We start from the raw sequence: 10685 nt of genomic DNA, 5'->3' as shown, positions 1-10685 counted from the left end.
CCGATGAGCTACGCCAGCAACGACGAAATCCGCGGGGTATTGATCCAGGCCGGGCACGAACGCGTGCTGCTGCCCAATGCCACCGTCGCCGAAATGATGTCCAAGGTCGCCGTGCAGGCGGTGCCGGACACGCCGGCCTGGCTGGTCGGGCAGATCGCCTGGCATGGCTGGGACGTGCCGCTGCTGTCGTTCGCGCGCCTGTCCGGGCTGGGCGACGAGCCGGTGCATGGCAACAACAAGGTGGTGGTGCTCAAGGCGCTGGGCGGCAATCCGGGCCGCCCGTACTTCGCGCTGCTGACCCAGACCTTCCCGCAGCTGATTTCGGTGCCGCGCGACGGCCTGCTGGCCGACGCCTCGGAAGAAACCCTGCCGCAGGGCGTGCACATGCGCGTGCTGCTGGGCGAGCAGAGCGCGCTGCTGCCGGACCTGGATGCGCTGGAAGCGGCGCTGGACGAGGCCTACCCCGTCGCGGGGTAGGTTCGCATTCGCGAAACCTCCCACGATCTGCGCTGCAGATCGTGGGCCCCCCGCGGACCATTCTTCCAGATCCCCGCGCCTGACGGCGCGCCCCCTTGACTCAAGGGGGCTGTTCCACCCGCTTGCGCTGCTTGCGTTGGCACATTGCGCGCCGGACCATTCGCGCACCGACCAACGGCCGGTGCGTACCGGGCGCGTGACCGATGGTAGGTGCCGACCGTTGGTCGGCACATGCATGACACCGACCCGGACCAGGCCGGTAGCGACCAACGGTCGCTACCTACCCGAATGTGATCGGTCAGCCCAGGTCGCCCAGCCGCGCCTGCACGGCCGCGATCGCGGCCAGCCCGGCCGTTTCGGTGCGCAGGATCCGCGGGCCCAGCTGCAGGCCCTGGAATCCCGCCTCGGCCAATGCCTGCCGGTCGCGCGGCGACCAGCCACCCTCCGGGCCGATCGCGATCACCACCCCGCCCGGCGCGGCCGGCAGGATGGACAGGCGATGCGCGCCAAGCGGGTCCAGGGTCAGCTTGAGTGCGTCGGCGGGCATGCTGCGTGCGGCCTCCAGCAGCGATTGCGGCGCCGCCACGGCCGGCACCCGCGCGCGACCGGACTGGCCACAGGCCGACACCACCACATTGTTCCAGTGCGCCAGCCGCTTTTCCGCACGCGCCGCATCGAGCTTCACTTCGGTGCGCTCGGCGTTGACCGGCACGATCGCGGCCACGCCCAGTTCGGTCGCCTTCTGCAGGATCAGGTCCATCTTCTCGCCGCGCGCGATGCCCTGCAGCAGGGTGATGTGCAGCGGCGATTCGTTGTCCAGCGCCAGCGCGGCATCGATGCGCACCTGCGCATCGCGTTTGCCCACCACCACCAGCGTGGCCGGGTAATCGTGCCCGTCACCATTGAACAGCACGCAGCCGTCGCCTTCGCGCAGCCGCATCACCCGCACCAGGTGGTTGGCCGCCTCTTCGGGCAGCGACAGGGTCTGGCCCACGGCCAGTGGGGTCTCGACATGGCAACGGGTCACACGCATGCAACGGCCTCCTCGATCGCGGCCAGGGTGGTCTGGGCCAACAGGTCCAGGTGTTCGTCTTCCACGCAGTACGGCGGCATCCAGTACAGCACGTTGCCCAGCGGGCGCAGCACCACCCCGCGCTTGAGCGCGGCGGTGTAGGCGTGCAGCCCCACCCGCGCTTCGGCGGGGAAGGGGGTGCGCTTGTCGCCATTGCGGGTCAGTTCGAAGGCCACCACCATCCCGGCCTGGCGCACATCGGCCACGTGCCGGTGGTCGTTGAACGGCGCGGCCAGGCGGGCCATCACCTCGGCGGTGCCACGGTTGCGCGCGATCACATCCTCGCTGGCGAAGATATCCAGCGTGGCCAGCGCCGCCGCACAGGCCAGCGGGTTGCCGGTGTAGCTGTGCGAATGCAGGAACGCGCGTTCACGTGACTCATCCAGAAACGCGTCGTACAGCGCCTGGGTGGCCAGCACCGCCGACAGCGGCAGGAAGCCTCCGGTCAGGCCCTTGGACAGGCACAGCAGGTCGGGCATCACCCCGGCCTGTTCGCAGGCGAACATCGTGCCGGTACGGCCGAAGCCGGTGGCGATCTCATCGGCGATCAGGAACGCGCCGTTGGCATCGCACAGTTCGCGGGCGCGCTGCAGGTACACCGGGTCGTGCATGCGCATGCCGCCGGCGCATTGCAGGCGCGGCTCCAGAATCACCGCGCAGATTTCACCGGGATGCTGGTCGAACAGGGTGGCCAGCGCATCGGCGGCCTGGTGGGCGCGCTGGGCCGCGCTCTGCCCCGGCTCGGCCAGGTAGGCGTCCGGCGACGGCGCGAACAGCGCCTCGGTCAGCAGCGGCGCATACACGCGGCGGTACAGCGGGATATCGCCCACCGACAGCGCGCCCAGGGTTTCGCCGTGGTAGCCGTTCTCCAGGGCCACAAAGCGGGTGCGGTGGTGCTCGCCGCGGTTGCGGAAGTAGTGGAAGGCCATCTTCAGCGCCACTTCCACCCCGGCCGAGCCGTTGTCGGCGTAGAACACCTTGGCCAGCGGGGCGCGCCCGGCCTGGCGCGGGGCGATCGCCAGCAGGCGTTCGGCCAGGGCCACCGCCGGTTCGTGACTGAAGCCGGCCAGCATCACCTGCTCCAGCTGGGTGGCCTGGTGGGCGATGGCCGCGCCGATGCGCGGCTGCGCATGGCCGAACAGGTTGGTCCACCAGCTGCTGACCGCATCCAGGTAGTGTTTGCCGTCATGATCGATCAGCCACGGGCCTTCACCACGGGCGATCGGCACCAGCGGCAGGGTGTCGGGGTGTTCGCGCATCTGCGTGCATGGGTGCCATAACACGGCCAGATCGCGTTGCCGCCACCGATCGGCCAGCGTGAGGGGGGCTGGGTCTGCTAGCATTTCGGGCTCATGAACACGTTTTCACCAGCTCCCATTCTAGAGATGCTCGCATGAGCCGTCGCCTGCCCATCATCCACAAGATCACGGACGAGCAGAGCGGGCCGTTCCAGCGCCAGCATCTGGACCTGGAGTTCTCCAACGGCGAGCGCCGCCGCTTCGAGCGCCTGGTCAGCCAGGGCCATGGCGCGGTGGTGGTGGTGCCGATGCTGGACGACCAGACCGTGCTGTTGGTACGTGAATACGCCGCCGGGATGCATCGCTACGAACTGGGCCTGGTCAAGGGCCGCATCGATGCCGGCGAAACCCCGGTGCAGGCCGCCGACCGCGAACTGAAGGAAGAAGCCGGTTACGGTGCCCGCCGCCTGGACGTGCTGCGGGCGATGACCCTGGCCCCGACCTACATGAGCCACCAGTCGTGGCTGGTGGTGGCGCGCGATCTGTATCCCGAGCGCCTGGCCGGCGACGAGCCGGAAGAGTTGGAAGTGGTGCCGTGGAAGCTGGCCGACCTGGACCAGTTGATGCTGCGTGAGGATTTCTCCGAAGGCCGTTCGCTGGCCGCGCTGTTCATCGCGCGCCAGTGGCTGGGACGCGGGGAATGATCAAACTCACCACCGATCTGCGCGAAACCGTCATCGCCATCGCCCAGGACGCCGCCGCCGCCATCATGGCGGTGTATGCCGCCCCGTTCGAGGTCCAGATCAAGCCCGATCACAGCCCGCTGACCGCTGCCGACCTGGCCGCCCACCAGGTGATCGAGCGCGGCCTGCGGCAGCTCACCCCGGAGCTGCCGATCCTGTCGGAGGAATCGGCGCACGTGCCGTGGGATGTGCGCCAGCATTGGGGCGCGTACTGGTTGGTGGACCCGCTGGACGGTACCCGCGAATTCGTCAAGCGCAACGACGAATTCAGCGTCAACATCGCCTTGATCTACCAGGGTGCGCCGGCCTTTGGCGTGGTGCAGGCGCCGGTTACCGGCGTGGTCTGGCACGCCATGCGCGGTGAGCTGGCCTACCGCCGTGATGGCATGCGCGACTCGGTGCTGCGCACCCGCACCCCGGCCACGGCGCCGCTGCAGGTCGCCGCCAGCCGCTCGCACCGCAGCGCGCAGACCCAGGCCCTGCTGGAGCGGATGGGCGAGATCGAGGTGGTCGCGCAGGGTTCGTCGCTGAAATTCTGCCGGCTTGCCGAAGGCACGCTGGACGTATACCCGCGGTTGGGTCCCACCTCCGAGTGGGACACCGCCGCCGGCCAGTGCGTGCTGCATGCCGCCGGTGGCGCGGTGCTGTCGGCCGCCACCGGCAAGCCGTTCCGCTACAACCGCCGCGAGACCCTGTTGAACGGCGATTTCATCGCCCTGGGCGACACCCGCCTGCCGTGGCGGGACTGGTTGCCCGACTGATGCCTGCCAAGGAGCCCCGGATGTCCGCCACTGCCGAACTGGAACGCCTGCTGGGCATCATGGCGCGGCTGCGCGATCCGCAGCGGGGCTGCCCCTGGGACCTGCAGCAGGACTTTGCCAGCATCGCCCCGTACACCATCGAGGAAGCCTACGAGGTGGCCGATGCGATCGACCGCGGCGATCTGGGCGACCTGCAGGACGAACTCGGCGACCTGCTGCTGCAGGTGGTGTTCCATGCGCAGATGGCCAGTGAACAGCAGGCCTTCAGCTTCGCCGACGTGGCCCGTTCGATCAGCGACAAGATGCAGCGCCGCCATCCGCACGTGTTTGCCCAGGTACAGGTCGACGGTGCCGAGGACGTCAACACCAACTGGGAGGCGATCAAGCGCGCCGAGCGCGCGGCCAAGGGCCATGCCGATACCTCGGCGCTGGCCGGCATCTCGCGCGGGCTGCCCGAGTGGCAACGTGCGGTGAAGCTGCAGGCGCGCGCGGCGCGGGTGGGGTTCGACTGGCCCGGCCCGGCACCGGTGATCGACAAGGTGCGCGAGGAACTGGACGAGGTCGCCGCCGAATTCGCGCGCGGGCCGGTGCAGGACAACCACGCCCGCCTGCAGGACGAGCTGGGCGACCTGCTGTTCGTCTGCGCCAACCTGGCCCGGCACGCCAGGGTGGACGTGGGCGCGGCGCTGCGCCAGGCCAATCACAAGTTCGAACGCCGGTTCCGGGCGATGGAAGCGCAGGCCGACGCGGCCGGGCAGGGCATCGCCACACTGGACCTGGATGCGCAGGAGCGGCTCTGGCAGCAGGTCAAGGCCGACGAAGCGGCGTCGTGAAGACCCTGCTGCTGTTCGTGCTGACCGCCGCGGCCGAGCTCGTCGGCTGCTATCTGCCCTGGCTGTGGCTGCGCCGCGACGGCAGTGCCTGGTTGCTGCTGCCGGCCGCGGCCAGCCTGGCCCTGTTCGCGTGGCTGCTGACCCTGCACCCGGCCGCCAGTGGCCGCGTGTATGCCGCCTACGGCGGCGTCTACATCGGCAGCGCGCTGTTCTGGTTGTGGCTGGTGGACGGCATCCGTCCCAGCCGCTGGGACCTGCTCGGGGCCGGGCTGTGCCTGGCCGGGATGATGGTGATCATGTTCGCCCCGCGCGCGTCCTAGCGACGACTGCCGGCCGGCACCGTGGAAACACGGCCACGCGCTGCATACCGCAGCGCCGCACGCGTTGTGAAGGCGGTTCTGGGATAATGGCGTTCTTGTTTTCATTCCCCCGGAACCGGTCATGACCCAGAAGACGCTTCTCAACGACACCCACCGCGCGCTCGGCGCCAAGATGGTCGATTTCGGTGGCTGGGACATGCCCATCCATTACGGCTCGCAGCTGGACGAGCACCACCTGGTGCGCGCCGACGCCGGCATGTTCGACGTCAGCCACATGACCGTGGTCGACCTGCGTGGTGAACAGGTCAAGCCGTTCCTGCGCCGGCTGCTGGCCAACTCGGTGGACAAGCTCAAGGTCACCGGCAAGGCGCTGTACTCGTGCATGCTCAACCCGCGCGGCGGGGTCATCGACGACCTGATCGTGTACTACCTGGCCGACGATTTCTTCCGCATGGTGGTCAACGCCTCCACCCGCGAGAAGGACCTGGCCTGGATCGGCGAACAGGCGGCCGCCTTCGATGTGCAGGTGACCGAGCGCGAGGACCTGGCGATCATCGCCGTGCAGGGCCCGACCGCGCGCGAACGGGTCATCGGCCTGGTCGGCGAAGCCGATCGCGCCGCGCTGGAAAAGCTGGGCCGCTTCGCCGCGCTGCAGGCCACCGCCGCCAGCGGCACGCCGCTGTTCGTGGCCCGTACCGGCTACACCGGGGAGGATGGCTTCGAGATCCTGCTGCCGCAGACCGAGGTGGTCGCGTTCTGGAACGCACTGGCCGCCGCCGGCGTGCGCCCGGCCGGACTGGGCGCGCGCGACACGCTGCGCCTGGAGGCGGGCATGAATCTTTACGGGCAGGACATGGACGAGACGATCACCCCCTTTGAAGCCGCCCTGGCCTGGACGGTGGCACTGGACGAAGGCCGCGACTTCATCGGCCGCCCGGTGCTGGAAGCGCAGAAGGCCGCCGGCGACGCGCGCCAGCTGATCGGCCTGGTGATGGATGAGAAGGGCGTGCTGCGCCATGGCCAGGCGGTGCTGACCGCCAGCGGCCAGGGCGAGATCCTGTCCGGCACATTCTCCCCGACCCTGGGCAAGGGCATCGCCTTCGCCCGCGTGCCGGCCGGCGAGCTGGGCCAGGTGCACGTTGACATCCGCGGCAAGCAGGTGCCGGTGCGGGTGGTGAAGTTCCCGTTCGTGCGCGAAGGCCAGGCCCAGCCCGGCGTGCTGGCCGACGCCTGACATTGCCCGGCGGCGGTCTGTCGGCAGTCCGCGTCGGTTGGTTACACTACCCCCGTTTCTTGACCCCCCTGAAATTCCTCGGAGCAGTCCCATGAGCGAGATCCCCGGCGACCTCAAATTCCTCAAGTCCCACGAGTGGGCACGCGTGGAAGGCAACGGCCGCGTCACCATCGGTATTTCCGACCATGCCCAGGGCCTGCTTGGCGACCTGGTCTATGTCGAGCTGCCGGCGGTGGGCGATGAAGTGAAGGCAGGCCAGCAGGCCGCCGTGGTCGAGTCGGTCAAGGCCGCCTCGGATGTGTACAGCCCGGTCACCGGCAAGGTGGTCGAGGTCAACGAGGCCCTGAGCGACAAGCCGGAAACCATCAACGAAGATGCCTACGGCGAGGGCTGGATCTACGTGGTCGAGTTCTCGGCCACCGACGAACTGAACGATCTGCTCGGCCCGGACGAGTACGCCGAGCTGCTGGAAGACGACGACCACTGAGCCTGGTCGTGGCTGGAAAAAAACGGTCGCCTGGTGCGGCCGTTTTTTTTGGGGGGCATCGCCGCCGAGGCCGGTGATCGTCGTGGCTGCGGTGGGTGCAGTCGACCCGACCGATGCTCGAGCCGGATCGGTCGGCGGCCGCGCGGCGACGCCGGCGGCGTTAGTGGTGCGTGATGGGTTCGGCGCAATCGGTGCACCCGCCGGCCAGCGGACGGCCTCATGCGGATGCGTTGGGTGGATGCGCGCGGTGGTCATAAGCAGGGATCGATCGGTCGCTGCGCGCGTGCCCGACACCGCCGCGGCGGTCGTGCACGCGGCGCGCAACCGATGCCGACGGCGCCGACGTCGCCGCCGTCGGCGTCCAAAAGTTTGCGCATTTGTGCAAATCCGGTGGCAAAAAGCGCTCCGGGATGTGAAAACTTTTCGCCTCTGTTTTGCTCCCGTGTTGGGACGCATCGGGGCGTCGGCGGCGGCGCGGCCGATGCAGTGGCGATGCGCGCGCTCAAACCTGGCGCCGAATGCAAAAGTGCTTCTTTTAAGTGGTTTTCTTTTTGCATGTGGCGTGCATGGCGGTTGCCGGGATGGTCTGCATGGGGTCTGCACGAGGCGCGGCGGGACGGTTTGCGGGGTGCGGCGGCGCTGCGGCGGGAGGCGTGGATGTGAAAATTTTTCGCCCGGGTTGTTGACAGTGGAAAAAGGCGTGATTAGGTTTCGCCCAGCAGACCTTGCCTGCGAACAGAGTGAGCAGAATCGACATCCAGTCGCGAAGCACAACCTGGACATCCACCTCGCGTCCCAAGACGGTGGAGATGGCTTCGCTTCCCTCGGCGAACCGCAAGCCCCTTTCTGATTCGATACCTGCCTGGCCGCATGCGGCGGGTATCACCGTATCCGTCACGACGCGCATGACGCGACGGCGGTCCCCGCGACGCAGCATCTGCGGGTTTGCTTTACCTGGGCGTTCAAACTCCATAGATCACTGACGAGGAGCCATCCCATGGCAACCAAGAAAGCTGCGAAGAAAAAGCCGGCCGCCAAAAAGGCGGTCAAGAAGGTCGCTAAGAAGGCCACTGCCAAGAAGGCCGTGAAGAAGGTCGCCAAGAAGGCGGCGGCCAAGAAGACGGTGAAGAAGGCCGCCAAGAAGGCCACCGCCCGCAAGGCAGTGAAGAAGACGGCAAAGAAGGCGGTCAAGAAGGTCGCCAAGAAGGCCACTGCCAAGAAGGCAGCGAAGAAGACCGCCAAGAAGGCTGTCCGCAAGGTAGCCAAGAAAGCGGCTGCCAAGAAGACCGCCAAGAAAGCGGTAAAGAAGACCGCCAAGAAGGCCGTCCGCAAGGTAGCCAAGAAAGCGGCCGCCAAGAAGACTGCCAAGAAAGCGGTAAAGAAGACCGCCAAGAAGGCCGTCCGCAAGGTAGCCAAGAAGGCCACCGCGAAGAAGGCGCCGGCCCGCAAGGCCGCTGCCAAGAAGGCGGTGAAGAAGGTTGCAAAGCGCAAGCCGGCGGCCCGCAAGAAGAAGGCCGCCCCGGTCGCCCTGCCGGCAACCCCGGCACCGCTGATCTAAGCGTTTCCCGATAGCCGTACACTGAAACTCCTTCCCCGGCAGCCCAGCGGGGAGGGAGTTTTTTTATGCGCGTTTTTTTTCTGGGCCGCCCGACGCCCTCTCCACACTTTCCCATGTCGGATCGAAGAGCGCCACGCGGTCCGGTGGGATGGGTTGGTGTATACGGACCGGTAGTTGTTTTCGCTGGATGGCTCCCTGCGGTGCCCGGTTTCTTCGGGACAAAAAAAGGCGACCCGCAGGTCGCCTTTCCGATTCAGCCCATCCCCGACTCAGCGCGGCGATGCCACCGCGCGGTTGGACGACACGCCCTTGCGCTTGCCCGGCTGCGGGGCGCCGTCTTCGGCCATCAGGTTGTCGCTGCCGAAGTCGGTGTCCACGTCCAGCCAGCGTTGGCTGGGCAGGCCCATGGCCGCGTCCAGCACGGTCGGCAGCAGTCCGCTGGGCAGGCTGCTTTCGCCGTTCCACATGATCGCGATGCCCAGGTCGCGCTCGGGTACCAGCGCCACCAGGCCGCGGTAGCCCTGCACGGCACCGGCGTGGAAGACCACCTCATGGCCGGCGTAATCGAAGTTGCGCCAGCCCAGGGCGTAGCCGGCCGAGTGCAGGCGCTCGCGGCGCCAGCCCGAGCGCATTTCGCCGGGGGTGTTGATCAGGGTCGAGTGCAGCGTGGCCAGCAGCGGCGCCGGCAGCACATCGGGGCGGTGCCCGGTATGGGCCAGCAGCCACTGCGCCATGTCGCTGGCGCTGGCATTGACGCCGGCGGCCGGCGCCAGCCGGTAGTAGGTGGGCTTGGGAGTCAGTGCCACCCAGCCGTTGCGGCTGCGCACGTGCGGGCGCGCCCAGCGCGAGCTGGCCTGGATGCCGGCCAGGCCCAGGCTGGCGTCGTCCATGCCCAGCGGCTTGAACAGACGGCGTTCGACCGACTGTTCGTAGAAGCTGCCGGAGGCGGCGTAGACCACATCGCCGATCAGGCTGAAGGCCACGTTCTGGTAGGCGTAGCAATCGCCCGGCAGGCACTTGAGCGAGGTCGAGGCCAGCTTGTGGGTGAGCGTGTAGTACTCGGCGTTGCCTTCCACATCGCGGTCGTAGGCGTTGTAGGGCAGGCCGACGCGGTGGCTGAGCAGGTCGGCCACGGTCAGCCGCTCGGTGGCTTCAGGCGTGCTCAGCTGGAACCCGGGCACGTAGTCGGTGACCTTGCTGTCCCAGCGCAGGGTGCCGTCGTTGACCAGCAGCCCGGCCATGGTGCCGGCGAAGGCCTTGGACAGCGAGGCCAGGCGGAACACGGTATGCGCGTCGACCATCTGCGGATTGTTGACGTCGGTGACGCCGTAGCCGCGCGCGCTGAGCACGCGGCCGCCCTGCACGATCGCCACGGCCATGCCGGGCACGCGTTCGCCGTAAGTGAGCTGCTGGGCCATCGATTCGATCGCGGCCACATTGAAGCCCGGCGCCGGCGCCAGCACCTGGCGCGCGGCGACGGTGGGGCGGTACGCCGCCGGTTGGGTGTGCGCAATCGCCGCGGCGTTCTCGATGTTCACCGGGAACGCAGCCGGGGCGGCACTGGGGGTCTGTGCAGTGGACGACATGGCGATGGGCATCAATATGCCCAGCAATCCGGTTGCCGCCGAACGGATCGGTCGACGCCTGCTGTTCTGATTCATCGTTTTGGGCCCGTGCGCAACTGCTGTGGCCGATTCTAGCGCTGCTGTTCCCGATTACACAAACCAAGCGAAGATGAATGCGTATCGTGTTGAAAAGGCGCGGTTTTTGCATCGCCATGCGGCGGCACCGGCCTGGCCTCGGGCGCAGCCCTGTTCAGCCGCCGCCAGCCTGTTCCAGCCGCCACCGGGCGGCGCGCCTGGCCAGCATGATGGTCGGGCATTGGCCGTCCCCACCGCCGCGGTTGAGCATGGGCCAGGTCGGCCGGCCACGGGGCGACGGGGTGGCATCACGCTGGGTTGC

General features: G+C 68.1%; 12 protein-coding genes. 8 read left to right on the top strand and 4 right to left on the bottom strand.

The annotated features are described in order from the left end of the window. Positions 1-3 precede the first annotated feature (3 nt). On the top strand, positions 4-477 hold the full coding sequence (locus AC3ITM_RS14345; protein ID WP_228884152.1) for a chemotaxis protein CheW: 474 nt from the start codon (positions 4-6) through the stop codon (positions 475-477). A gap of 298 nt (positions 478-775) precedes the next feature. Here the strand turns inward: AC3ITM_RS14345 and AC3ITM_RS14340 are convergent, their stop codons facing one another. Then, positions 776-1510 carry a 16S rRNA (uracil(1498)-N(3))-methyltransferase gene (locus tag AC3ITM_RS14340; protein ID WP_489265908.1) on the bottom strand — a complete coding sequence of 245 codons (735 nt, stop codon included), beginning with the start codon at positions 1508-1510 and terminating at the stop codon, positions 776-778. Continuing rightward, a complete protein-coding gene (gene bioA / locus AC3ITM_RS14335; RefSeq protein WP_489265906.1) occupies positions 1501-2892 on the bottom strand; it encodes an adenosylmethionine--8-amino-7-oxononanoate transaminase in 1392 nt (463 codons plus the stop codon). The genes AC3ITM_RS14340 and bioA overlap by 10 nt, the downstream gene beginning before the upstream one ends. A gap of 50 nt (positions 2893-2942) precedes the next feature. Here bioA and nudE point away from each other — a divergent pair, with 50 nt between their 5' ends. The 6 genes from nudE (at position 2943) to gcvH (ending at position 7165) form a co-directional block, all read left to right on the top strand. Then, the gene (gene nudE, locus AC3ITM_RS14330; protein ID WP_228884155.1) at positions 2943-3491 is read left to right on the top strand and encodes an ADP compounds hydrolase NudE; all 549 of its coding nucleotides are present in this window, start codon (positions 2943-2945) and stop codon (positions 3489-3491) included. Then, positions 3488-4291 (top strand): 3'(2'),5'-bisphosphate nucleotidase CysQ, encoded by an 804-nt coding sequence (gene cysQ / locus AC3ITM_RS14325; RefSeq protein WP_489265905.1) that lies wholly within the window; start codon positions 3488-3490, stop codon positions 4289-4291. Before nudE ends, cysQ begins: the two co-directional genes overlap by 4 nt. A 20-nt stretch (positions 4292-4311) precedes the next feature. After that, positions 4312-5124 (top strand): nucleoside triphosphate pyrophosphohydrolase, encoded by an 813-nt coding sequence (gene mazG, locus AC3ITM_RS14320; protein ID WP_489265903.1) that lies wholly within the window; start codon positions 4312-4314, stop codon positions 5122-5124. Further along, on the top strand, positions 5121-5444 hold the full coding sequence (locus tag AC3ITM_RS14315) for a YnfA family protein (protein WP_228884158.1): 324 nt from the start codon (positions 5121-5123) through the stop codon (positions 5442-5444). Before mazG ends, AC3ITM_RS14315 begins: the two co-directional genes overlap by 4 nt. Before the next feature lie 121 nt (positions 5445-5565). Then, a complete protein-coding gene (gene gcvT, locus AC3ITM_RS14310) occupies positions 5566-6678 on the top strand; it encodes a glycine cleavage system aminomethyltransferase GcvT (protein ID WP_489265901.1) in 1113 nt (370 codons plus the stop codon). A 91-nt stretch (positions 6679-6769) separates the two neighbouring features. Further along, positions 6770-7165 (top strand): glycine cleavage system protein GcvH, encoded by a 396-nt coding sequence (gene gcvH / locus AC3ITM_RS14305; RefSeq protein ID WP_228884160.1) that lies wholly within the window; start codon positions 6770-6772, stop codon positions 7163-7165. Positions 7166-7700: 535 nt separating this feature from the next. Here the strand turns inward: gcvH and AC3ITM_RS14300 are convergent. Beyond that, the gene (locus tag AC3ITM_RS14300) at positions 7701-8138 is read right to left on the bottom strand and encodes a hypothetical protein (RefSeq protein WP_489265899.1); all 438 of its coding nucleotides are present in this window, start codon (positions 8136-8138) and stop codon (positions 7701-7703) included. A gap of 24 nt (positions 8139-8162) precedes the next feature. On the opposite strand from AC3ITM_RS14300, the gene AC3ITM_RS14295 reads away from it, so the two are divergent. Beyond that, positions 8163-8723, top strand: a complete 561-nt coding sequence (locus tag AC3ITM_RS14295; protein WP_489265897.1) for a hypothetical protein — start codon at positions 8163-8165, stop codon at positions 8721-8723. Between the two features lie 269 nt (positions 8724-8992). Here the strand turns inward: AC3ITM_RS14295 and AC3ITM_RS14290 are convergent, their stop codons facing one another. Further along, positions 8993-10384 carry a serine hydrolase domain-containing protein gene (locus AC3ITM_RS14290; protein ID WP_489265895.1) on the bottom strand — a complete coding sequence of 464 codons (1392 nt, stop codon included), beginning with the start codon at positions 10382-10384 and terminating at the stop codon, positions 8993-8995. Between the last annotated feature and the right edge of the window lie 301 nt (positions 10385-10685).

The sequence above is a fragment of the Stenotrophomonas sp. KH_029 genome (assembly GCF_057839765.1).
This window is presented reverse-complemented; position numbering and strand designations above follow the sequence as displayed.

Excerpts from the sequence above, each read along its gene's own strand:
- AC3ITM_RS14345 (WP_228884152.1), top strand. The coding sequence starts at position 4 with ATGAGCTACGCCAGCAACGACGAAATCCGCGGGGTATTGATCCAGGCC.
- AC3ITM_RS14340 (WP_489265908.1), bottom strand. The coding sequence starts at position 1,510 with ATGCGTGTGACCCGTTGCCATGTCGAGACCCCACTGGCCGTGGGCCAG.
- bioA (WP_489265906.1), bottom strand. The coding sequence starts at position 2,892 with ATGCTAGCAGACCCAGCCCCCCTCACGCTGGCCGATCGGTGGCGGCAA.
- nudE (WP_228884155.1), top strand. The coding sequence starts at position 2,943 with ATGAGCCGTCGCCTGCCCATCATCCACAAGATCACGGACGAGCAGAGC.
- cysQ (WP_489265905.1), top strand. The coding sequence starts at position 3,488 with ATGATCAAACTCACCACCGATCTGCGCGAAACCGTCATCGCCATCGCC.
- mazG (WP_489265903.1), top strand. The coding sequence starts at position 4,312 with ATGTCCGCCACTGCCGAACTGGAACGCCTGCTGGGCATCATGGCGCGG.
- gcvT (WP_489265901.1), top strand. The coding sequence starts at position 5,566 with ATGACCCAGAAGACGCTTCTCAACGACACCCACCGCGCGCTCGGCGCC.
- gcvH (WP_228884160.1), top strand. The coding sequence starts at position 6,770 with ATGAGCGAGATCCCCGGCGACCTCAAATTCCTCAAGTCCCACGAGTGG.
- AC3ITM_RS14300 (WP_489265899.1), bottom strand. The coding sequence starts at position 8,138 with ATGGAGTTTGAACGCCCAGGTAAAGCAAACCCGCAGATGCTGCGTCGC.
- AC3ITM_RS14295 (WP_489265897.1), top strand. The coding sequence starts at position 8,163 with ATGGCAACCAAGAAAGCTGCGAAGAAAAAGCCGGCCGCCAAAAAGGCG.
- AC3ITM_RS14290 (WP_489265895.1), bottom strand. The coding sequence starts at position 10,384 with ATGAATCAGAACAGCAGGCGTCGACCGATCCGTTCGGCGGCAACCGGA.